Origin of the sequence: Chitinophaga flava (assembly GCF_003308995.1) — a bacterium.
GTDB classification, from domain to species: Bacteria; Bacteroidota; Bacteroidia; order Chitinophagales; family Chitinophagaceae; genus Chitinophaga; species Chitinophaga flava.
Genome location: NZ_QFFJ01000002.1, coordinates 3,094,336 through 3,117,132, shown reverse-complemented (window position 1 = coordinate 3,117,132; position 22,797 = coordinate 3,094,336). Strand labels below are relative to the sequence as shown.

General features: G+C 47.7%; 26 protein-coding genes and 1 tRNA gene. 12 read left to right on the top strand and 15 right to left on the bottom strand.

Going from position 1 to position 22,797, the window contains the following annotated elements:
• Positions 1 to 30: 30 nt before the first annotated feature.
• The 5 genes from DF182_RS28220 to DF182_RS28195 all read right to left on the bottom strand — a co-directional run bounded on the left by DF182_RS28220 (position 31) and on the right by DF182_RS28195 (position 3,372).
• Entirely contained in the window at positions 31 to 744 is a 714-nt protein-coding gene (locus DF182_RS28220) for a DUF3667 domain-containing protein (RefSeq protein WP_113619099.1), read from the bottom strand.
• Positions 745 to 751: 7 nt separating this feature from the next.
• Entirely contained in the window at positions 752 to 1,012 is a 261-nt protein-coding gene (locus tag DF182_RS28215) for a hypothetical protein (RefSeq protein WP_113619098.1), read from the bottom strand.
• 505 nt (positions 1,013 to 1,517) lie between these two features.
• Positions 1,518 to 1,590 (bottom strand) — tRNA-Lys (locus DF182_RS28205).
• A 101-nt stretch (positions 1,591 to 1,691) separates the two neighbouring features.
• Positions 1,692 to 2,435: a 23S rRNA pseudouridine(2604) synthase RluF gene (rluF, locus tag DF182_RS28200; RefSeq protein ID WP_113619096.1), complete on the bottom strand. Its 744-nt coding sequence runs from the start codon at positions 2,433 to 2,435 to the stop codon at positions 1,692 to 1,694.
• Between the two features lie 25 nt (positions 2,436 to 2,460).
• On the bottom strand, positions 2,461 to 3,372 hold the full coding sequence (locus DF182_RS28195) for an SAM hydrolase/SAM-dependent halogenase family protein (RefSeq protein WP_113619095.1): 912 nt from the start codon (positions 3,370 to 3,372) through the stop codon (positions 2,461 to 2,463).
• A gap of 129 nt (positions 3,373 to 3,501) precedes the next feature.
• On the opposite strand from DF182_RS28195, the gene DF182_RS28190 reads away from it, so the two are divergent.
• From DF182_RS28190 to DF182_RS28165, 6 genes are all read left to right on the top strand, one after another.
• Positions 3,502 to 4,371 carry a class I SAM-dependent methyltransferase gene (locus tag DF182_RS28190; RefSeq protein ID WP_113619094.1) on the top strand — a complete coding sequence of 290 codons (870 nt, stop codon included), beginning with the start codon at positions 3,502 to 3,504 and terminating at the stop codon, positions 4,369 to 4,371.
• 11 nt (positions 4,372 to 4,382) lie between these two features.
• A complete protein-coding gene (locus DF182_RS28185; RefSeq protein ID WP_113619093.1) occupies positions 4,383 to 4,592 on the top strand; it encodes a hypervirulence associated TUDOR domain-containing protein in 210 nt (69 codons plus the stop codon).
• 102 nt (positions 4,593 to 4,694) lie between these two features.
• Positions 4,695 to 5,645, top strand: coding sequence for a quinone oxidoreductase family protein (locus DF182_RS28180; RefSeq protein ID WP_161964297.1), 951 nt, complete (start codon positions 4,695 to 4,697; stop codon positions 5,643 to 5,645).
• Between the two features lie 93 nt (positions 5,646 to 5,738).
• Positions 5,739 to 6,233, top strand: coding sequence for a DinB family protein (locus DF182_RS28175; protein ID WP_113619091.1), 495 nt, complete (start codon positions 5,739 to 5,741; stop codon positions 6,231 to 6,233).
• 226 nt (positions 6,234 to 6,459) lie between these two features.
• The gene (locus tag DF182_RS28170; RefSeq protein WP_113619090.1) at positions 6,460 to 7,377 is read left to right on the top strand and encodes a glycosyltransferase; all 918 of its coding nucleotides are present in this window, start codon (positions 6,460 to 6,462) and stop codon (positions 7,375 to 7,377) included.
• 29 nt (positions 7,378 to 7,406) lie between these two features.
• Positions 7,407 to 8,396, top strand: coding sequence for a glycosyl transferase (locus tag DF182_RS28165; protein ID WP_113619089.1), 990 nt, complete (start codon positions 7,407 to 7,409; stop codon positions 8,394 to 8,396).
• A gap of 5 nt (positions 8,397 to 8,401) precedes the next feature.
• On the opposite strand, the gene DF182_RS28160 is transcribed toward DF182_RS28165, so the two are convergent.
• Both DF182_RS28160 and DF182_RS28155 read right to left on the bottom strand, forming a co-directional pair.
• Positions 8,402 to 9,136, bottom strand: a complete 735-nt coding sequence (locus tag DF182_RS28160) for a glycosyltransferase family 2 protein (protein WP_113619088.1) — start codon at positions 9,134 to 9,136, stop codon at positions 8,402 to 8,404.
• Between the two features lie 28 nt (positions 9,137 to 9,164).
• Complete coding sequence (locus DF182_RS28155) at positions 9,165 to 9,551, bottom strand: winged helix-turn-helix transcriptional regulator (RefSeq protein ID WP_113619087.1); 387 nt, start codon at positions 9,549 to 9,551, stop codon at positions 9,165 to 9,167.
• A 148-nt stretch (positions 9,552 to 9,699) separates the two neighbouring features.
• Between DF182_RS28155 and DF182_RS28150 the strand changes: the two genes are divergently transcribed.
• Positions 9,700 to 10,584, top strand: a complete 885-nt coding sequence (locus tag DF182_RS28150) for an NAD(P)-dependent oxidoreductase (RefSeq protein WP_113619086.1) — start codon at positions 9,700 to 9,702, stop codon at positions 10,582 to 10,584.
• Positions 10,585 to 10,649: 65 nt separating this feature from the next.
• Here the strand turns inward: DF182_RS28150 and DF182_RS28145 are convergent, their stop codons facing one another.
• Entirely contained in the window at positions 10,650 to 11,264 is a 615-nt protein-coding gene (locus DF182_RS28145; RefSeq protein ID WP_211327230.1) for an NADPH-dependent F420 reductase, read from the bottom strand.
• Between the two features lie 89 nt (positions 11,265 to 11,353).
• Positions 11,354 to 11,938, bottom strand: coding sequence for a Crp/Fnr family transcriptional regulator (locus DF182_RS28140; RefSeq protein WP_113619085.1), 585 nt, complete (start codon positions 11,936 to 11,938; stop codon positions 11,354 to 11,356).
• An 84-nt stretch (positions 11,939 to 12,022) separates the two neighbouring features.
• Between DF182_RS28140 and DF182_RS28135 the strand changes: the two genes are divergently transcribed.
• From DF182_RS28135 to DF182_RS28120, 4 genes are all read left to right on the top strand, one after another.
• Positions 12,023 to 12,829: an AraC family transcriptional regulator gene (locus DF182_RS28135; protein WP_113619753.1), complete on the top strand. Its 807-nt coding sequence runs from the start codon at positions 12,023 to 12,025 to the stop codon at positions 12,827 to 12,829.
• Positions 12,830 to 12,900: 71 nt separating this feature from the next.
• Positions 12,901 to 13,281: a VOC family protein gene (locus tag DF182_RS28130; RefSeq protein ID WP_113619084.1), complete on the top strand. Its 381-nt coding sequence runs from the start codon at positions 12,901 to 12,903 to the stop codon at positions 13,279 to 13,281.
• Positions 13,282 to 13,326: 45 nt separating this feature from the next.
• Positions 13,327 to 14,805: a hypothetical protein gene (locus DF182_RS28125; protein WP_113619083.1), complete on the top strand. Its 1,479-nt coding sequence runs from the start codon at positions 13,327 to 13,329 to the stop codon at positions 14,803 to 14,805.
• 61 nt (positions 14,806 to 14,866) lie between these two features.
• Entirely contained in the window at positions 14,867 to 15,070 is a 204-nt protein-coding gene (locus tag DF182_RS28120; protein WP_113619082.1) for an SRPBCC family protein, read from the top strand.
• An 85-nt stretch (positions 15,071 to 15,155) separates the two neighbouring features.
• On the opposite strand, the gene DF182_RS28115 is transcribed toward DF182_RS28120, so the two are convergent.
• Entirely contained in the window at positions 15,156 to 15,707 is a 552-nt protein-coding gene (locus DF182_RS28115) for a GNAT family N-acetyltransferase (protein ID WP_113619081.1), read from the bottom strand.
• 123 nt (positions 15,708 to 15,830) lie between these two features.
• Here DF182_RS28115 and DF182_RS28110 point away from each other — a divergent pair, with 123 nt between their 5' ends.
• Positions 15,831 to 17,024, top strand: a complete 1,194-nt coding sequence (locus DF182_RS28110; RefSeq protein ID WP_113619080.1) for a tetratricopeptide repeat protein — start codon at positions 15,831 to 15,833, stop codon at positions 17,022 to 17,024.
• Positions 17,025 to 17,027: 3 nt separating this feature from the next.
• On the opposite strand, the gene DF182_RS28105 is transcribed toward DF182_RS28110, so the two are convergent.
• The 5 genes from DF182_RS28105 to pdxR form a co-directional block, all read right to left on the bottom strand.
• On the bottom strand, positions 17,028 to 18,038 hold the full coding sequence (locus DF182_RS28105; RefSeq protein WP_113619079.1) for a lipase family protein: 1,011 nt from the start codon (positions 18,036 to 18,038) through the stop codon (positions 17,028 to 17,030).
• Positions 18,039 to 18,231: 193 nt separating this feature from the next.
• Complete coding sequence (locus tag DF182_RS28100; RefSeq protein WP_113619078.1) at positions 18,232 to 18,723, bottom strand: PH domain-containing protein; 492 nt, start codon at positions 18,721 to 18,723, stop codon at positions 18,232 to 18,234.
• A gap of 109 nt (positions 18,724 to 18,832) precedes the next feature.
• Positions 18,833 to 19,993, bottom strand: coding sequence for a serine hydrolase domain-containing protein (locus DF182_RS28095; protein WP_161964296.1), 1,161 nt, complete (start codon positions 19,991 to 19,993; stop codon positions 18,833 to 18,835).
• Between the two features lie 74 nt (positions 19,994 to 20,067).
• The gene (locus tag DF182_RS28090; RefSeq protein ID WP_113619076.1) at positions 20,068 to 21,213 is read right to left on the bottom strand and encodes a helix-turn-helix domain-containing protein; all 1,146 of its coding nucleotides are present in this window, start codon (positions 21,211 to 21,213) and stop codon (positions 20,068 to 20,070) included.
• A 30-nt stretch (positions 21,214 to 21,243) separates the two neighbouring features.
• Positions 21,244 to 22,698, bottom strand: a complete 1,455-nt coding sequence (gene pdxR, locus DF182_RS28085; RefSeq protein ID WP_113619075.1) for a MocR-like pyridoxine biosynthesis transcription factor PdxR — start codon at positions 22,696 to 22,698, stop codon at positions 21,244 to 21,246.
• Between the last annotated feature and the right edge of the window lie 99 nt (positions 22,699 to 22,797).

The window sequence follows — 22,797 nt, the reverse complement described above, 5'->3', positions numbered from 1 at the left end:
TCGATCGTGGCCGGGATGACTGTGCAATACTTAATCATTGAACCGATCTATTATCCAAGCCAACAATTCTACTGCAATCCAGAACGATCCCATGCCTAATATATAACCCACCAGTGACAAAATATATCCCTTTATCTTCTTCCCACCCAATATCTGACCAATGGCCCACATGCTGTATAACAGCGATACCACTTCCGATGCCAGCTTCATATTTTTCCCGCTGATTCCCTGCACCAGTGCAAACAGCGTATATATCAACATCCCCATACCAATCACGAAACATAACATAATCAGTACCTCATAATAATTATACGCGCTTTTGCGCATAAACAATTTCAACCAGACGCCGATAAAAAGGCCCATGATGATATTGGCATAGCCGTAATGCCCTTCTATCCATGTGGTGAGGGCTGCAAAGGTTTCGTGCCGTATGGACTCGCTTACGTAATGGTCGTTCTCGATATGAAAGAAATGGGTAACCAGCGTATACAGCAGCGAACATATGATAAGGAAAATGATCGGTTTCACCAGTCTGCTCCTGTCTTCTGTAAGGAACCTCCTGATATTTACTCCGGGGCGTATCAACAGCTCCTTGATCGTATACAATATTCCTTTCTCAAAATGCAGCACGTGCTGCACCTCATGAATGATATAATGGCTATCCACCCGCTTCAATGCTATCGGATTGCCGCAGTGTCCACAATACTTATCAGCAACAGCCGCGTTACATGACTTGCAATTCATAGTAAAATTATTTAGCGGAAGCAGCTGCACGGGATTGCAGCTCTTTTTTAATAGCTTTCAGCTGTTGAAATAAAAGGAAAAAGACCAGCGACAATGAAAACATCGGGGCGATATACACCACCTTCTTTTCTTTAATCATTAGAACACATACGATCATTATCATCCACAGTACCAGGAATCCTGCTAGCATTCCCTGAATACGGCTTTTTCTTTTCAGTAGATCATTAGTGTCAGTACTTGATAGGTTCATATTTTGGATTTCAGCCAAAAATCCCGACTTTTTTCTTGTAAAACCCTACACTTGAGTGTAAATTTATGCGATCTTAATGCTTATGATGAAAAATAACCCCGGCCATGCCCTGCTGACAAAAAACAGGCTAGATAACAATACTGACAATGGTATACAAAGAATGGAAGGAGCGGATTCACAAAGAACAACTGCTGATATGGAGGGCTGCACGTAATGAGGTTAAACGCGAATCAAAGTTCGAATACCTACTGCAACAAGTCATATGGTTTGATAAAGTAACCATCTGGAACCGATCTTCATTTGATACAAAAAAGCCACAGCGTCAAATCCGGATTGACCCTTACTATAATAAATGTCTCAAGGCAGCCCAGCTATCCGAATTGTAGTATTGATGGGTACTTGCTATGCATAAAAAAATAATCAATCCCCCAAGTATTCAACTTGATCCGAATTGAGATTATATAATCGGAACTCGGCTAAAAAAGCAAACCCCACGCTGCGCGTGAGGTTTGCAAGTCTTCTGTGATCCCGCTGGGACTCGAACCCAGGACCCATACATTAAAAGTGTATTGCTCTACCAACTGAGCTACGGAATCCTTTACTGTATTGCTGTTTAGCGGGTGCAAAAATAGGAATTAAATTATCACTTCCAAATTTTTTTCAAAAAAAACACCCGTCTAAACGTCAGGCATATACGTTATTCGTCCATACCACCACTATCATCCCCACCGGCGACCTTACTGCTGGAAGCCACCATGGCATTGATATTGGCGACTTCTTCCTTGGTGAAATAACGCCATTTTCCCGGGGCCAGATCTTTCAGTGTCATATTCATGATACGTACTCGTTTGAGTGTTTCCACATTATATCCGAGCACTTCGCACATACGGCGTATCTGCCGGTTGAGGCCCTGGGTAAGGATGATACGGAAACGGTTTGAACCTTCCTGCTGTACAAAACATTTCTGTGTAACGGTACCCAGGATCTTCACGCCGTTGCGCATCGCCTTCACAAACTCCAGGGTAATAGGTTGGTCTACCGTGACGATATATTCTTTTTCGTGCTGGTTACCGGCACGCAGGATTTTATTGACGATATCGCCATCGTTGGTAAGGAAGATCAGCCCTTCCGAACGCTTGTCCAGCCGGCCGATGGGGAATATGCGGGACGGAAAGTTAACGTAGTCGATGATATTGGTTTTATCTTTCAGGTCGGTGGTACAGGTGATGCCTTTAGGCTTGTTGAGTGCGATGTACACGGAAGTTTTCTTTTTCTTCAGTGGCTCCCCGTCAATCTCTACCACGTCGCCGGCCTTTACCCTGTTGCCTTTGGAGGCGATGTTATCATTGATGGTCACGCGGCCCTGTTCAATGTATTTGTCTGCCTCTCTCCTGCTGCAGAAGCCGGTTTCGCTGATGTATTTATTAATACTGATATCCATAAAGATGCTTAAAATGGAACGCAAATTACTTAAAACGATCCAGAATTACTTCCACACTCCATTCGCTGCCGCTGCCGATATGGTATGTTTCGGCCAGGGAGGCCATATTAAGGGCAAATGACAACTGCATCAGACTGTTCAGGTATGCGAGCGGTTTACCTTCGGGCACCGCTCCGAAAGTCTCGCTGTAGGGCGCTTTCAGGGTAGCTATTTTTTTATGCTGATGATAGAAGGTGACTTCCAGGATGTCGCCGTACTTAGGATGAAGCTGTTCCAGCAGCGATGCGTCGATGTTGGTCCATACGTTTCCGTACTGTATATCAAGGATGGGTATATTACCTTTCAGCACTTTCCCTTGCAGGGTGGCCTGCTGATAGGGCAGCGTCACGACCTGGGCGGGCAATACAGGCCCTACCTGCCCGAAGGTGATGGTACCTGCGGCCAGACGGGCGGCGGTATAGGCGTATACGTCACGGCCATGAAAGGTATAGGATTGACCGGAACCCTTTCGCCGGTTGACAGCTTCATCTATCTCCCTCACTTCAGCTATGCCTTCGGAGGCTGCCACCAGTGTGAGGGTGCCGTTATCTGGCGTGACAATAAAATGCCCTTTACGTGTTTTCAGTACTACAGACTTACGGCTGGTGCCTACGCCAGGGTCTACCACCGAAACAAACACCGTTCCTTCCGGCCAGTAAGGTACCGTCTGTTCCAGCCGGAATGCGGCTTCCCAGATATTATAAGCCGGTATTTCATGGGTGAGATCATACAGCTTCAGATCGGTGGACACCGTGTTGGCTACACCTTTCATAGCAGATACGGCCCCGTCTTTTAATCCGAAGTCTGATTGAAAAACAACAATTTTATTTTGGGCCTTCAACGAATGGACCACCAGCAGTATACCCAGTGTTATCCAATAAACGATAATTTTTTTCATCGATATATATAGTTAGAATATAGCGAATTTAACTGCTTTATCAACACAGCGCGCCTCTTCGCGGGAAATTGAAATAACGTAAATTTAGATTGGAAGAAACAATCAACCGAAAACCCTCAATTCATAACGATGAGTAAAACAACACGCGACTACAACACTATCAGTCCCTCTGCCAGAAGCCTGCTGCTAATGAAAGGCCTGACAGACATCCCCTATGCCCGTGAAGCTGCCCAACTGATGATGGCACCGGAACCGTACATCCCCGACTACAGCCGTACTGAGCCCGGTTTCTGGGCACGGGTGGTACATTTCGAAAACCGCTACCACAGCATCGATCAGCTATTGAACGGCCTCCCGGTGAAGAATATCCTGGAACTCTCTTCCGGATTCTCTTTCCGCGGACTGGCTGTCACCCGGCAGCAGGATGTGCATTATATTGACACCGACCTGCCAGACCTGATCGTTACCAAACAACGTTTTACCCAGGCGCTACTGGAAAACCATGCACCACTGACTGGTAAACTGGAAACACTACCATTGAACGCACTCGACGAACAGCAGTTCAGTGCTGTCACCAGCCGCTTTGCTCCCGGCCCTGTGGCCGTTGTCAACGAAGGACTGCTGATGTATCTCGACAACCAGGAAAAAACAGCACTGTGCAATATGATCCGGGGCGTGCTCGAAAAACGGGGCGGGTACTGGATTACAGCAGATGTATATATAAAAAGGGACCGCGCCCTGGAAGCGTTCCTACCTGCAAACGATCAGCTGCATAGCTTCTTTGAACAGCATCATATTCACGATAATATGTTCGACAGCTTTGAGGCTGCGGCTGCATTCTTTGAAGATGCCGGCTTCGTTATTGATCAGGAAGCACAGATTGACTATACCCGTCTTACCGCTTTCGATCATCTGCTTAAAAATACCTCCCCGGAAGTACTGGCCAGGATGAGGCAGGGTGGCCGCACACAAACCACCTGGCGACTTAAACTTCCTTAAAAACCTGCACGATGGAAAAACATTTTAAGATAGGCGATCACGTTACCTGGAACTCGGAAGCGGGCCGCGTCTCCGGCACTATCATCCGCGTACATACTTCCGACTTTCAGTATAAGGGATACACCCATCATGCCTCTGATGAAGACCCGCAGTACGAGATCAAAAGCGACAAAACCGACCATATCGCTGCCCATAAGGGAAAAGCCCTGAAGAAGCTGTAAGGCCGGCACTTTTATAAAGAACAAGTCACTTTCATGGAGGAAAGGGATAGTGAGCCTTCAGATACGAACATCCATCTTTGTGGTGTCAATAAAAACATTCACATGAAAGCGATTAGTATCAAGGCTTACGGCACCCCAGAAGTACTGGAAGTGACCGAACAGGAAATGCCCGTACCTGCACCGGATGAAGTACTGGTGAAAGTAAAGGCCATCGGCATCAATTATGCAGACCTGCTTATCCGTAAAGGCGTATATCCTATGATCCCGCAGTTTCCGGCCATTATGTCCGGGGAAATAAGCGGAGAAGTAATACAAACCGGCAGTGCAGTAACCCATTTGCAGCCAGGCCAGCAGGTTACCGGCTATGCTCCCGGCGGATATGCAGCCTATGCAGCTGTTCCCGCCGCAGGGCTTACTGTGCTGCCCCAGGGCCTGGAACCATCCAGAGGCCTGCTCTCTCAGGCACTCACCGCCCAACATCTCCTGGAACAGGCAAGCAGGTATCAGTCAGTGGTGATCACAGCTGCTGCCGGCGGCGTAGGCTCCAATGCCCTACAGCTGGCCAGAATCAGAGGAGTAAAACAGATCATTGCCATCACAGGCAGCACTCATAAACATGATTATGTACGCTCCCTCGGCGCCACACATGCCCTTAGCACGGAAGATCCGTCATGGCTGCAACAACTCAATGCCATTACCGGCCACGGTGCCGATCTGATCCTCGATGCCATTGGCGGCGATACAACTTCCGCACTGGTACAGGCCCTTGCCGTCAACGGAACGTTGATCGTATATGGCAGCACTTCCGCTCAGCCTGCCAGCCTGAATCCGCAGGATCTTATCATGAAATCCGCCAGGGTAATAGGTTCTACGGTATATAATATCCCGCCCGAACAACGGCAGCAATGGCTTACCTATCTCATCGGGCTCACAGAAGCGGGTCAGCTGAAAGGACATGTCAGCTCCTACCCTTTTACGGCTGTAGCCCAGGCCCATCAAGACATTGAGCAACGACGTACTACCGGCAGAACCATACTGGTGTTTCCCGATTAAATTTTTTTTCACCCTGCTGACATAGGGCTGTCACTACCCCATAGTTACCTTTGGAATGTAAACAATATCACACTATCCAAAGACATTACAACTATGGGAAACACCATCGCCACCAACGAATTGGCCATTACCGCCCTCACCAGTAAAGGATTACGGGAACACTGGGAAGGACATCGCCGTCTCACCCGCCGCCTGCTGGAAGCTTTTCCGGAAGAACATTTCTTTAGCTATTCCATCGGTGGCATGCGCCCTGTTGCTGCACTCGCTATGGAGCTCATTAACATTACCGGCCCAGGTATGCCCGGAGCCGCCACTGGCAACTGGGACCTCATACCCAGACATGACCTGCCCAGCACCAAACAGGTGGTCCTCGATCTCTGGGACCGGAACACCGGCCTTGTCAGCGAATACTGGCCACAGATCACAGAAGAACGATTCCTGGAAAATGATGTGGCCTTCGGCACATACCCCGGAACTGTCATCTCTCTCCTGATGTATTTCATAGACAATGAAATACACCACCGCGGGCAGATATATGTCTACTTCCGCGCCCTCGGACTGGAAGCCGCACCTTTCTACGAAAGATAAATCAGTAACGGAACCATGCTTATACAAGACTTCACAGACTGCACGCTGGTCTGTGAAGTCCTGTGCATTGCAGATAGGGAGCAAGCTACCGGTAGTTATTGGCCAGGCACAGTATTATTACAGAAAATCTTTACATGTAATTAAGTTGAACTTTATTATATTTGCCGTTTGAGTATGCCGTCAATAGCGGCTTTCAGAAACATCTAAACCATCACTTGAAAGGAATATGTCTTTAGCTCCCATTGCGCTGTTCGTATTTAACCGTGCCGACAAAACACAAAAAACGATAGCCCATCTGCTGCAAAATGCGGAGGCGCCGGCTTCTGATATCTATATTTTCAGTGACGGCCCGCGATCTGAAAAAGATGTACCCGGTATCCGGGAGGTAAGGGAATACCTTAAAACGGTCACCGGTTTTAAGAGTGTGACGGTCATAGAGCAGGAAGTGAACCGGGGTGTTTCCGGCAGCATCGTTCCTGGTGTTACGATGGTGGTCAACAAACACGGTAAGGTCATTCAGATTGATGATGATATGCTGGTAGTGCCGCACTTTCTGAAGTTCATGAACGACGCACTCGATTATTATGAAAACGATGACCGTGTAGCCTGTATCTGTGGCCTGCTGTACCCGGTTAAAAAGAAAGTACCTCCCACCTTCTTTATCAGAGGGGCCGACTGCGCCGTATGGGCCACCTGGAAACGGGCATGGGACCTTTATGAACCCGACGGACAGAAGCTGCTCAACGAAATAGAAAAGAAAAAACTCTCTTTCCTTTTCGAGTTCCATGGCTCCTTCCCCTATATTCAGATGTTAAAAGACCAGATTGCCGGCCGCAACGATTCCTGGGCTGTCAGATGGTATGCCTCTGCTTTCCTGCACAACAAATACACCTTGTATCCCGGAGAATCACTGGTAAAAGACAATGGCCGTGATGACAGTGGTACCAATTGCACTACTACCAGCGACTACGATAATATTGTAGGCTCGGAACCTATTCCTGTAGGTAATATCCCTGTAAAACAAAGCCGACAGGGCTTTAACGCCTTCAAAGACTTTTTTGTAGGTCTGCACAAGTATCCTTCTTTCAAGCGCAAACGCAAACGCTTCAAACGTTGGGTAAAATACCTGTTCACCGGCGCCTGACTTTTGAGAGTGATAGAATAATATCAGATATGCTTAACTTTTGTACGCTTTTTAATTCATTATACCTGACTCGTGGGCTTGCCATGTACAACTCCCTGGAAAAGCAGTCCCCGGATTTTCATCTGTATATTTTTGCGTTTGATGACCAGTGTTATCAAACACTGAAAACCCTTCGCCTGCCAAAGGCCACCATCATATCCCTGCAGGAGTTTGAAGATGAGCGGTTACTAACGATCAAGCCTACACGTACTCCAGGAGAATACTGCTGGACCTGTACACCGGCCACCATCGAATATTGCCTGGAAACGTATAACCTGCCTTCCTGTACTTACATAGATGCAGACCTGTTGTTTTTTGCCGATCCGGCCATCCTGATCCGGGAAATGGGCAGTAATTCGGTGCTCATTACCGACCACCGCTATACACCCGTATATGACCAGACAGCGCTCAGCGGTAAATACTGCGTGCAGTTCCTGTTCTTCCGCAATGATGAAGCCGGCAGAAAAGTGCTGACAGACTGGAAGGAAAATTGTTTCGCCTGGTGTTACAAACGTTTTGAAGATGGTAAGTTCGGTGACCAGAAATACCTGGATTACTGGATGGACCGCTTTGATGGCGTACATGAACTGCAACACCTGGGCGGCGGTGTAGCTCCCTGGAACATTCAACAATACACCTTCAACATATCATCAGAAAACCGTATTGCAGGCACCGAAACCGCTACCAGCAAACAGTTCGACCTTGTATTCTATCATTACCAGGACTATAAATACTGCATGGCCAATGGCTGTTTTCTCGGCCAGTACCCTATTACACCGCAGCAGCTGAAAATCATTTATAAACCTTATATCCAGGCGCTGGACAAGGTGCACCACCAACTCAAGGCAGCAGGCATCCAGGGCACCTTCCATGAAATGATGGAAATACCCCGGTTTAAGCGCTCCTTTGGCACCAAACTCAAATATTATTTTAAAGGACGCGTGGGAGAGTTTTTCTGGAGAAATTATATTACCCGCTAAGCAGCTCAGGCCTCTTTGCGCCTGCGCTTCCATTCCTTCAGCATAAAGCGGAAGTACACTATCCAGCCGAGATTTTCCCGGATGATGGCCGGCTTGTCTTCCAGAAACAACTTATCAGGGTTGTTGGCAGAAAAGCCGCTCATATTATAGCTGACCACTGGTATCGGATAAAAGTGTTTTTTGTAGCCGTTATCTCCCCATACCCGGATGTTCAGGTCATAGTCTGAATACACCTGATAACGCAGATTATACGAATATTTCTGAAACACAGATGCGGGATATAAAATAGCCTGATGGTTGATACAACCTTTGGCCATCCTGTATCTGGAGAATTTGCCGGTGAGCAGGCCAGTAAGCTCTTTTCTGCCATCGTTGTGATATTCTTTTGTGATGCCGTAGTAGACTGCATTTTCATCCTGCAGTTGAGCAGCCAGCTCACTGAATCCGGGCAACAGGCGGTCATCAGCGCCCAGAAAATGTATCCATTTGCCGGAAGCCATTGCCACTCCTTTGTTGAGTGCGTCGTAAATACCTTTGTCTTTTTCGCTGGTCCAGATAAGCCGGTATTGGGAAGCATATTCTTTAAGAATGGCTACAGTCCCGTCGCTACTGCCTCCATCGGCCACCACTACTTCAATATCTTTAAAGGGTTGCGCCGCAATAGAGGCCAGGCATTCTCTGATATCCTTTTCTGCGTTATAGGTGGCGATAATTATACTGATCGCTGGCTTTGCATTCATGCACTACGGTTGTTAAACGGCCGCTAATTTAGCGCATTTCAGGCATTAAATCCTGGTTGGCTTCCATCGGTGCCGGCGACACCAGGTTTATTGCTGCTCTGTTTTCATTACCCCATCTGTCCATAGCTTCCACAATAGGAAGGATGCTCTCTCCCAATGCAGTCAGAAAATACTCAACTTTCAACGGGAAGCCGGGATATATTTTTTTGCAGATGATACCGTATTCTTCCAACTCCCGGAGATGCAAATTGACCACTCGTGCCGGTGCCTCAGGAATGGCCCGGTGCAGGTCTGCCGGCCTTCTGGTACCCAGGCCGATGCCATGCAGGATACAGGCTTTCCATTTACCACCCAGCACTTTAGCGGTAATATTGACTCCACATTCCAGGTTCTCCGGTATTTTCCTTTCGTACATAACTACTTTAAAGTTTCACTAAAAATAATACATATTCCCCTATCCCTTTATCGGCCATAGGGAATAATTTCTCCTTACTGAATAATTATTCCCTTATTGTCCGGGGTTAAGGGAAGACGCACTTTTGCATTGTAAAAATGAATCAGCTATGCAAACGAAAACAACCAACAAAGTGACCGTTATCGGTCTTGGTATGATGGGATCTACACTGGCACAACTGCTGCTCAACAGTGGCCATGCCGTTACTATATGGAACCGCAGCAGCAACAAGGCAGCAGCGCTTATCGAACAGGGAGCTGTGTTAGCAGGTAGTCCGCAGGAAGCTGTAGCGGCCAGCCCTCTCGTGATCATCTGTGTAATGGGCTATACCGCCACCATGGATATTCTGAATACACCGGCCGTGGCGGCCGCCCTCGCCGGCAAAACAGTGATACAGCTCAGCAGCACCAGTCCCAACGAAGCCCAACAAACCGCCGACTGGACTATTGCACAGGGAGCTATTTATCTGGATGGCGCCATACAAGCGGCTCCCAGCCAGATGGGCCGGCCCGATACGCCTATCTTTTTCTCAGGTGATCAACAGGCCTATGAAGAATATAACGACATCCTTCGTGTATTTGGCGGCGGTCTTACTTATCTGGGAACTAAAGCCAGCCAGGCTTCTGCAGTAGACCTGGCCACCCTCTCCTATATCTATGGCTCTGTGCTGGGATTCTTCCATGGCGCCCGTATCATGGAAGCCGCCGGCCTTTCTGTAGATGATTACAGCACGCTGGTAGCGGGCATCACACCTTCTTTCGGGGACTTCCTGCAACATGAAGGCAAAATGATACATCGCAATGACTTCAGCATTTCCGAAAGTCCGCTCAGCATTTCTATTGAAGCGGTAGGCCGTATCCTGCAACAGGCCAGAGAAGCCGGTATCAACGACAGCTTCCCTCAATATGCCAACAATGTGATGCAGCAGGGAGCCGCTGCCGGCTACGCAGGGGAAGAACTGGCAGCACTGATCAAAGTACTGCGTCAACAATAAAAAAACGTGTGCTTCCTGTATGAAGGAAGCACACGTTTTTCCGTATAGGCTTAACAGTGATAATCCTATACCTCCATTTCCAGCTTCACCAGATGCAAACCCGCCAGCGGTCCGCCCGGGAAATGCTGCATCACACCACCCTGCACCAGTCCGCCCAGGTCAACACCCGCCAGGCCCATTCTGTCAAGTAACTGACCGGTGACTACTTTAGCATCCTGGTCATCTCCCGAAAAAAATATGACCCGCTTACCTTCCTGAGAAGCAGGCGTAGCACTGATCAACGCAGGAGGCAGGGTATTGAATATTTTCACTACTGCTGCTCCGGGCACATGAGCAGCTACGATTTCACTGGAAGTTTTACCACCCAGGTCAGGGATAATAAATTCGGGAGTGATGACAGGATTGAGGGCATCCAGCACAATTTTACCGCGGAGGTCCGGCAGTCCGGCCGTAGCCGCCTCCAGGTACTGCCATTGTACAGACAGCAGGATAATATCAGCAGTGGCAGCGGTGTGCCTGTCTGTGGCCGTTATACCCGGATGTGAGGCCGCAAACTCCTGCAAGGAAGCCGGTCCCCGGCTGTTACTGATCATCACTTCATAACCGGCTGCTGCAGCCGCTTTTGCAAAAGCCTGCCCAATGGCACCGGCTCCGATAACGCCTATCTTCATACTTTTCATGGATAATTGATTTGAAACAATACCACAAAATTAGGATGAGCATGAGGTGGTCACCAATGATAAATGATAGGAAAATACCTTGACAAATATCAAGACTTATGGCGGTTTTGAGCGGCACGGACACGGCTCAACGTTTCTGGCGTCACGCCCAGATAGGAAGCAATCATATGCAGAGGTACCCGGTTCAACAGGCCAGGATATTTTTCCATAAACTGCCGGTAACGTTCTTCAGCTCCCATGCTGATAGCCGCCTGTATACGATCGTTGGCCGCCATCAGGCTCCGATGGATGAGGGTTTCCGCCATCTTCTTCAGCTCCGGTATCTGTTGTTGCAGTCGTTCAAAATCTTCTCCCGTAAACATCACCACAGTAGTATCTTCCATCGCATCAATATTAATAATGGCTGGAAGTCCCGACATCAGGCTTTGCCGGTCGCCCGCCCACCAGTTCTCTGGTGAGAAACGCATGATACGCTCAATTCCCTTATCATCAATAAAATAGGATTTCAGACATCCCTTACATACAAAAGCATAGTGTTTCCATACTTCTCCCTGATGCAGCAGAAACCGGCGCCGCCGCAGTAACCTGACTGTACTGCAGGATCTGATCAGGGCAATATCTTCCGGAGTGAAGGTACCTTTGTTTTGCAGGTATGTGATAAATACGTCGAACATGATGCTGGATAAGAACTTCCAAATGTAAAGTTGATTTTACAAACAGCCAAGTATGGCGTACCTTTCAAGCAGGAAACCTACTGTATGCATACTCTTCCGGACATCCGGCAGCTGTTCAGGCCAGTACAGCCTGCAATAAATCAGGAGCAGGTCAGCTACCAGGAACAGCCACCTTCACTCCTGCTGTCAAAATATATTTACTGCTACTGGCAACTAAGCTCCCGTGGCCCGCTGGCTGAGCCTTTCACCTATCGTGTGGTAGCAGATGGCTGCATAGACCTGTTTTTTAATACAGATACTCCGGAAGATTTTTACATCATGGGATTTTCCACTACCTATACGGAGTTCCCGCTGGACAACCCTTTCAACTATATCGGGATTCGTTTCCTGCCGGCAGCCTTTCCCCTGTTGTTTCGTATCGATGCCGCCGAACTGACCAACCGGTTTGAAGCGTTAAAAGCCGTAGCACCGGCTTTATCGAAGGGGCTGACACAACAGGTACAGGCCCATCAGCAGCTATCTTCGCTGCAACCATTGCTGGACAACTATTTCGGGGCTATACTATCTCAAACATTTCATGAAGCAGACAGTCGCTTTTTTGATGCGCTGGACCTGATCCTGAAAACCCATGGCACGCTCAATCTGAATACAGACCTGCATACCGGTATCAGCCCGCGGCAGCTGCGGCGTTTGTTTGATTTTTATATCGGCAGTTCCCCCAAGACTTTCAGCAAAGTAGTACGGTTCCAGCATATCCTTCATGCCAAACCTTCTGCACGCAGCCTTCGGGAAAACAAACTTTTTTATGATGCCGGCTACTACGACCAGGCGCATTTTATCAAAGAGTTTAAAACCATGTATGGGCTCACGCCTACCATCGCGCTCCGGTGAGTTTGTCCGTTTTTTACAATACCAGCCACCAGGATTCCCGCAATTTTGTGTCATCAATAAAAATGAACAAGATGAAATTAAATGCCGGTATCATTACCCACAAGATTAAGGAAAGCAAAGAATTTTATACACAGGTGCTGGACTTTGGCGTCACCTTCGAAAATGAGTTTTACCTGCTGATGCATACGCCGGGCCATGAAGCTGAACTTAGTTTCCTGCTGCCGGAACACGCTTCACAGCAACCGCTCTTCCAGCCAGCCTTTCAGGGCAAAGGTGTTTACCTCACCATTGAAGTGGAAGATGTAAAAAGTGTATATGAAACAATTCAGAAAAAGGGAATATCTATCAAAATTGCATTGCGGGAAGAACCCTGGGGTGACCATCATTTCGCAATAGAAGATCCTAATGGCGTAGGTATCGACATCGTTCAGTATGCTGCACCGGAAAACTGAATCAGTTTTTTGGTACATTTAGCAGGACTGTAAAAACCCATGTCAATGCAACGTTTTACCCTCCTGCTCCACGTAATTATCATGTTTAGTCAGCTGCCGCTGAAAGCGCAGCAAATAGAAAAAGGATATTTCAACCCGAAAGATTCAGGCAATTGCTACCTGGCCATTCCTCCACTTTCCGGAAAAATAAAAGGAACACTTGTGCTGTTTGCCGGTTTCACCGGCATGCAGCGCTTGCTGGGCGAAACCAAACTTCATAACGTTGCCTTTGGCAACGATATGCTCACCATTTTTGCGCCTACCTATAACCATCTGTACGCCAGCCCTAAAGCCATCGAAAATATCAACACCATCCTCCGGCATGCCGTGAGTAAGTACCATCTGGATACCACCCGCATTGCCTTCGCGGGCTTTGGTATTCCCGGCAATATTATTATCCGGTATGCTGAACTATGCTTCGAAAAACCGGAACAATTTCCCGTACGCCCCAGGGCTGTGATAGGTGTGGACTGTAACCTGGACCTGCCGGAACTCTGGCGCTGGAGTGAACGGCAGGTACAACAAAACTTTAACCGGGAAGATGTGGAGACTGGAAAATTTTTGCTGGGAACACTGAAGGAGCAGCTAGGCATGCCGACAGACAATCCCGCTGCCTATGCAGCCGTCACGCCCTATCAGCGCGCTATCAAGAGCACTGGTCACGAGCAATACCTGAAAAACGTGCCCGTACGATTGTATTATGATACAGACATAGAATGGCGTATCAACAACAACCGCCAGGGTTATGACGACACCAATCTCCCTGAAGGTTCCGATTTTATTTGCCGCCTACGGGCCTTGGGCAATACTGATGCAGCATTCGTCAGTGCCAAACATCCGGGCTACAAAAGCAATGGCATCAGAACAGTGACCACCTTATCTATTATAGATGAAATTGACTGTATCAGATGGCTCAAAGAGAAGATGAATATTTTTGATGCCGCTACCTGGGTGCCGCCATACACTTTATCTGTACCAGATAAATGGGGTACAGAACGTTTTGACTTTCCGGTGGAGTTTGCGCCTGGCATACCCTACAAAGGAGTAGAAGACCTGCGTTTTGCCCCGGGATGGGGAGAGACAAACAGCCCCGAACATTGGAGCTATACCTTCCTGTGGTGGCTGGAAGGACAACCGGTCATCAACGCAGCCAGCATCCAGCAACATCTTACAGAATACTACAACGGACTTGTAGGCAGAAATATCATCAGCAGAAAAATACCCGAGGATAAACTGGTACCGCTCAAAGTACAGATTACATCCGCCAAAACGCAACCCGATGATATAGCGACCTACACCGGCACTGTATATATGCTCAATTATATGGCTCAGACACCCATCACGCTCAACTGCATCATACATCTGCGGTATTGCAGCGCACAACAACGTACTGCTGCATTCTTTGAAATATCACCCAGGCCTTACACAGATGTTATCTGGAAAACCATGAACGGACTCTGGACGGGCTTCTCCTGCGGGAAATAAATTTTGTCGTTTTTTTCCAAAATCAGCCGTCATCACCTGCTACTTTTGTATAAAAAACAATATGGAAAAAAGATGGGGCTTAGTCCTGGCCTTGCTTCTGTTGTTTTTCACCGGTACCAAAGCTCAAACAGCAAAAACGATTAAAATGGCACTTCCCGCACAAACATTAAGCATTACCATACTTCGTCCGGCCAACGACGTGTATACGTACCTGTCAGTACCGGCCAATTATTCCGAATGTATGAGTCGGACAAGAAGACTGTAAAACGGGACCTTGAAACACTCAAGATACTATTGGAACAAAAAATACCACAATAATTGTCAACGGTGCCCTTGATGGGGCGCCGTTTCTATAAGCTGTAAGTCATATAAAATGCTACTTCCCCTGGACATGATATTGGATCATACAACCTGAGGTGAACACCCGAAACCGAGAAGCCATGTTTTTTATAAAATGTCACGGCCGGTACATTGGTGTTCTGCGTTTCCAGCTCCAGCAGCCTTACTTGCAGCTTTGTGGCATGTTGTATGATTGCCTGCATCAATCTGGAGCCAATCCCTTTTCTTCTTCCACTGGCAGCCACCGTTAATTGTGCAATGTAGAGCGTATTGTTCCATGGCCGCTCTTCACCAATGATGAAACCAAGCAGCTTCCCTTCCTCCCAGGCTGCAAAAGAATGTCCCTGCGCCAGTACTTCATTCAATTCATCCAGCTCTTCTTCACTGGTATGCCAGGTTTTATGGACAGGCCGGTCCAGCGTTGTCAGGCGAAAATCAAAAATGATATGTTCAGTATCAGGCTGCGATACAGGCATATAGGCCAGTTCAGAGGTATAACCATTATGCCCCAACGATCGTATATCCGTAATAGTGAGTTTCTTAAACGATGATATAGTAAGCATGAAAGATCCTTTCCGTTTTCCTGAAAATTACATCATCCCCTGCAAAAAAGAGTGATGAATACTCAATAACTAAATTTTTAGTTTTAAAACTAAATAGTTAGTTTTATAGTAAATCTCTCAGCTATGCGAAAAATCTTAGGTACCATCGGCCTGGTATTGTCATGTATAATAACCCGGGCGCAGGGCGTAGACAGGAACAAAGTAATGGAATACCTCCAGGACCAGCAGTACGATGAAGCTATTGCTTATCTGCAACCGGCGGTCAACAGTCAATCGCCGCGGGAAATGGCTTTGCTGGCCTACACCTACTATCAGTCCGGCAAGCTGGCCGATGCTGCCACTACCTACGAAAAAGTATTACAGCTAGACAGTAATCATATACCTGCACTACAATACCTGGCCTCCATCCGTTCGCAGCAGGAACTATTTCCGCTGGCGCTCACGCTGTATCAAAGGATCACCCAACTGCGGCCCAACAGCGCCCAGGCATGGAAACAGCTGAGTTTTACCGCATTCCTGGCACAACAACCGGATTCCGGATTTACCTGGTTATGCAAAGCTTACCAGCTCAATCCGGCAGACCCCAAAGTGGTGTCCCGCCTGGCAGAAGAATGGATGGATAAAAAAGCCTATCCACAAGCCGACTCTATCGTCAAAGCATTTCTGATAAAAGACTCCACACAGACTTCCGTACTGATGACCGCTGCCAAAACAGCTTATCTTGTGAAAGACTACCGGCGTACAGTTTCCATCGGAGAAAAGCTACAGAGCCTTAATATCGTTTCTCCCAATACTTTTATCTATGTGATAGCTGCCGGTTACAATCTAAAAAAATATACAGACTGTATCCATATTTACGATTATATGCTGAGCGGCAACGCAGCGTCTGAAAACATTACCTATTATGCTGCCCTGGCGCATACCGCCCTCCGCCAGTACAGCGAAAGCAATGAGCTGTTGCAGCGGTGTATCACCATGGCTAAGTCTTCGAGCCTGGAGAACTATTACAACAGTACTTCCGTCAATTACGAAAGTATGCGTCAATACAAGCCCGCACTCGCAGCGCTGGACACGTCGTGGTATCTCTCACACAAACCTTTACGCCAATACAGTATGGGACGGATATACGAAACCGTGTTAAAAAATGACGCTGCTGCGATGAAGTATTACAAGCGTTATCTGCAGCTATATAAACCCGGCTCACCGGATGAAGATGAGATCTATCGTTATTTAAAGGATAGAATGAAAGTTAAGCCCCAGCCGGTTTTAATCTCTGTTAGCCAGAAGGACAAACAAACAGCCCAACAACAACCTTAGGCATCAGTGGTTCAGCATACTGCCGCGTGCAGCCAGCGCAGCGTCTATCTTCACTTTCAGGTAGCTGGTGTACATAACCATAGCATGTTGTGCACCGAGCTGATTGAAGTAGTCGGTTAATGTATTATTCCGGTATCTGGGGTCCAGCGCTGCGCCAAAAACAATATAGTTCCGTTCCTGTCTGGTATATGCATAGGCATACAGGATGCCCGCCAGCAGTACATAAGCGTCCCACAGGCTTACCTCCAGATTTTCGTAGGTAACGATGATTTTATCGGAAGCCGGACTGGGCACATATAGTCTTGAAGCATTTATCAGACCGGATACGGTCGGGCATTTCGGTATTACATCCTGTACATTTTCGAAATGCCAGGCCTCCGTGATTTTATTGTCCAGGTCGGTGGCAAAGCCGCTATCGCCTGCAGCCGGAGCTGCAAAGGTAAACAGGTTGGTATTATTGTAGTTAATACCTTCCTGTTTCAGCGCTGTAACAAAATAAGATGCATAAACATTGGCAATATTGCCACCCAGGCTATGCCCTGTGATGATCACTTTTTTGTTTTTGGAAACAGCCTCGGTCTTCAGGAAATTGAAAATACGGGGAGAGCCCGGCTTGAGCCTGTCCTGCATTTCAGCTACATTATTAAAAGCCCTGCTGGCGCCGGCACTAATCCTGGCGGCGCCGCTGCTGGTATAATGCCAGGTCACCGTGGAGAGCACATCCAGATCTTCCAGTATCCAGTTAGCAAAGGCATCCCAGTCCTTGAAAATATCAATAGGCGGCAATGAGCCTCTGATGGCCAGCCCATAAACCTCCCCGGTAGGATCAGACGCAATAAAAGCAAAGTTGCCGTCGGTTGTTTCAATACCTTCCCATACCAAGGTCCACCCCGGAAGATAAGTATTCAGATCAGCCCTAACATTCTGACTGTAAGAGATGGCAGACAACAACACCGCTGTTTTGGCCAATACTGGCACCGCTTCCACGGCATAAAGGGTTTCTTCCAGTTCCATAACTTTCGGAGTTTAGAGGTGATACAATCCGGAGATAAAAGATGGGGTCGTCTGGAGCTTTGTATAATCAGGATTTCATGGCCGGCATCTCCGCTCAACTAATTTACCAAGAATATACCGGAATAAAAAACGTTACGGAACCTTCCGTAGCCTTTATTAACAGGCACTGCAGGCATTAATAAAATCAGGAAGATTACTGTATCACCTGCTGTAATGCCTGAATAAACTCATTCCGCTCTACAGGACTGATCACCAACTTTTTTTTGTTTTTCAGGATGATCATCACCATACTGGCTCTATCGGTACACCACATTTCATAAGCACCCTGCTGCTGTGACGCAAAATATCCCAGATAACCAAACATACCTCCGGAGCCAAAAGTGCGTATACTACCCCGCAGCTCATCCGCCGCCAACGGGAATGCCTCCGCTATATCTGCCAATGCGACTTTCTTACGGGACAATGGGCGTATAATAATCAGTCCATCCGCTGTCAGTTCATATGCCACCGGCTTTAGCGACCAGGTAACGGTTGTAAGCGCCAACAATATCAGTGCCGGTAAAATAGAAGCCACCGTTCCCTCCCGCCCGGCAAAAACCGCGACGATCAACAATACAAAACAAACATCTATCACCAAATTGGTAATAATTCTGGAGGTTCTATCCAGCCGGGTTGAATATTTCATAGTAACAATATATACAAGACAATTTACATTAATTGCCCCAATAACCGGCAAAGAAGCCGGGGTACGGCATGTTTATGTCTACCAGTCCCGGCTATACGGCAACGAAAATTTATAGTAGCATGAAATGCTCCATGAAAGCTTTTGCAAAAGCTGAGGCAAAAAGATCTTTGTTGAGATTATTGCGGAAAGGATTAAACATGGGCAGCACCTTCATAACATGATAAAAAGGACGGCTCAAATCCTGAGAATTGGCCAGTATAATAAAAGTGAGATCTTTCTGTGATATTCTGACAAATAAGGCCGAATAACCAGTCCACCAGCCGGTATGCCACATCACCCGTACGCCCTTATAGTCTTTAATAAACCAGCCCAGGCCATATTGAATGGTTTTTCCTTTCACCGTTACAAAAGGTGTAAACACTTTTTTCCAGGTGGCTGAATCCAGAAAACGTTTTTCATCTATAGCCCTCGCATAAACAGCCAGGTCGGCTACACTACTTTCCAGGCCGGCAGCCGGACCAAAACCGTAAGAGAATTTCATAGGCACCAGTTTTTTATACTGCCAGTCATAGGGCCTAGCCACCAGTCGCATGAAAGAATCCCGGCTGTATCCTGTAAGCCGGAAGCTGGCACTGTCATCGGTGCTGGGAACCGTTCTTGCTAACCCTAAGGGCCGTACGATATTTTGCAGCAGCAGCTCACCGAAGCTATGGCCGGAAGCTTTTTCAATAGCCTTCCCCAGCTGGTTGTACCAGCCGCCATTGTAACGGAAAGTGTAACCAGGCTTAAATGCGTTGAAAGAATTCCCCATGGCGGTATGGGTCAGCAGATGTTTGATCCGTATCCTTTCATCGCTGCCCCAGCGGGCTCCCAGATTAATACTATACCGCGCAATAGGGTCATCCAGTTGGATACGGCCGGCTTCTACCTGCTGCATCAGAATAATAGCGCCAAAGGTTTTGGTGACAGAAGCGATCTGGTACACGGTATTTTCATCCGGTGCCAGTTTGCCTTCTACGTCTGCATACCCAAAGCCTTTTTTCCAGACCAGCTGCCCGCCATTTACAATACCAGCAGATAACCCCGGAATATGATAACGTTGCCGTAAGGCTTCCAGCCTGTTTTCAAAAGCTGCAATATTATCAGCATTCCACATACTATCGGTTGCCTTCACGGGAACGGGCGTACGAACAATGGCATGCCGGGTTTGACATCCGGTTAACAAACATCCGGTCATCAACAGAAAAAAAACGAAAAAAGTGATTCTCATGCAGTACTGTTTTTCCTGCAAAATTCCTTTCTCCATCCCTACCAACCTACTCAAATCCGGATATGAGCACTATTTCATGTGGCTTCCATGGCCTGTTTCCGGTAGGCCGACGGGGAGAGTCCTGTCATGTGTTTGAATACCCGCTGAAAAGTGGCCAGTGAACTGAAGCCACAGTCATAGGCTACCCCCGCGATGGTCCATGCCACTGCTTCCGGCAGCAGGATCCTTTCTTTAAAAGCTGCCACTCTATAGGAATTGATATACTCGTTGAAGTTTTTTTGCAGACACTGGTTCAATACTGCAGAAATTGTTTTCTGCGGAAGCCCTGTATACAGGGAGAGGCCGGCCAGGTTGAGCGCAGCATCCAGATAAAGCCGGTCTTCTTCCATTGCTTTATTCAGCAAAACAAGTGTCGCCTGGCTCACTGCTTCGTCTGGTGCAGCATTGACTGCTGCCTTTCTGACAGCGGTCGTTTCCTGATAGGTCATGATAAACCCCTGTATCCCCAACCAGTAGATCATCACCGCCAGCGGCACATATACCGGATACCAGCCGAAAGTGTTCAGCATAAAATCGGTATAACGGGGAAGGACATACGGAATCAGATAAACCAGCCAGATCAGCTGAAATACCAGGAACACCCTGGCAAACCGCTGCAGCAACCGGTAACGGGGCAGAGCTGCCATATCCTGTACCTCCGTCTTTATAGCAGTCAGATAGCGCACTGACCACCACAAATAACCTGTCAACGATATCCAACGCGGAATATCCGCATATACATTCCAGGTATCCATAAAAACAGCCCAGGGGCCTGGCCGGTTACGGATGATACCCATTAGTACCCCACCCACAAAGACATAGGCTGTCAGCACCGGTACCAGATCAATGATCACTGGCAAAAAGTGTATCCGTAACCGTTGGGTAATCCGGAAATTGGTATCCAGCGAAGCTTTTATATAAAAATAAATCAGGGGACCAAAGGGCATTGTGATCACCCAAGGAATAAAGTTGGATATAAACTGCAGGAGGCCTGAGTTAAACCAATTTCCATAGGAAGCATATAAGTTAAAAGCAGCCAAAGACAGCATGCCCAATAAAACCGCTAACAGCCGGTTGGGCAACCGGTTTCTACTGCCGAGCCAGAGCAGCACACCTGACACCACTCCCTGTACAGCGCCTAATAAAATAATTGTCCTGAGAAAATCTGTTACCAGAGACATCGCTTGTATTTGAATAACGTTTCATACAAATTATTTCACCAGCGCCGCCAGTGCTTTGATACCTTCTTCCAGCTCTTCCGGCGCCAGAGAGGCATAGCCCAGGCGCAGCGCATGGAGCGGTGTATCATCAAAAGCATATCTTTCGGTAGGCATAACGGAAACACCTTTTTTCAGCAGCCGTTCCGCCAGTTGTTCTGTATTGACTTTGTGGACAAACTTCACCCAGTAAGCCAGTCCCCCTTCCGGTTTACGGAAGGACACCCGCTTACCGAGATAGGTATGCAGCAACTGGTCCATCCTCTCCCTTCGTTCTCTGTAAATATTGATAGCTCTTTTGGCGTGTCGGTTGATGGCGCCTTCTTCCATCAGTTCCGCTACGGCCTGCTCCATAATAGGATCGCCCTGACGATCTACCAGCCTTCTGAGCTGGGCCAGCGCATGGATAAACGCAGGTGGGCCGGTAACATAACCAATCCTTACGGCCGGAGCCACCAGTTTACTCAACGAGCTGATATAAATAACATTGCCGGCATTTTCATTGCTGGCCAATGGCAGCAGGCTTTTGGCACTGAAATGAAACTCATGGTCGTAATCATCTTCTATAATGGCAAAACCATAACGATTGGAGAGTGCCAGTAATTTCAGCCGCCGTTCCATCTTCATGCTCACAGCCGTAGGAAACTGATGATGTGGCGTTACATACACTGCCTTCAAGGGCGTGGTTTTGCAGACCTCTTCCAGCGCTTCCACTACCAACCCTTTTTCATCCACCGGAATATGGACCATCCGGGCGCCAGCCCGTACAAAGGTTTGCCAGGCAGGGAGATACCCCGGACATTCTATGGCCACCGCATCACCAGGCTGCAGGAGCGTTTGCGCTGTGAGATACAACGCCATCTGGCTTCCGCGGGTGATACAGATATTTTGCGGATCAGTATTCATGCCTCTTTTAAAAGAGAGCATGTTGCTGACTGCTATCCGCAATCTTTCAATACCCTGTTCATGTCCGTATCCCAGCATACACCAGCGGGCTTTCTGCTGAAAGATGCGCCTGTAGGCCTTTGCCAGTTCCTCCATCGGCGCCAGCCTTACATCAGGCCAGCCATCATTAAATACGATCAGGTTAGAAGCCACCGCATGAGCAATGGGCTGCAGTTCTTCATGATCATTAAAAACAAAATCATGATGCTTTTGCTGCGTCTTGCCTTTCATGCCGGGCAATTCATGAGATACGAAGGTGCCGCTTTTATCAGTCGTTGCCAGCCACCCTTCAGCGATCAGGTCTTCATAGGCCAGCACCACTGTTTTGCGGTTGACCCCAATATCGGCCGCCAGCACACGGGTACCTGGCAAAGGAGCACCTGGCTTCAGTCTCCCTTTTTTTATCTCTGTAATAATACCCTCCGCTATCTGCCGGTAAACAGACAACTCATTGTTAAAATCAAGTGACAGTATTGTCTTCCAGGGTCTTAGCATCTGGACCATCTATTTAAGTTAAAACTGGATTACTTAGACCATCCAAAATTAAACAAATTTTGTGTCATCAAATCAGCTGATGAACATTATTCTTTAATCAATTAATTA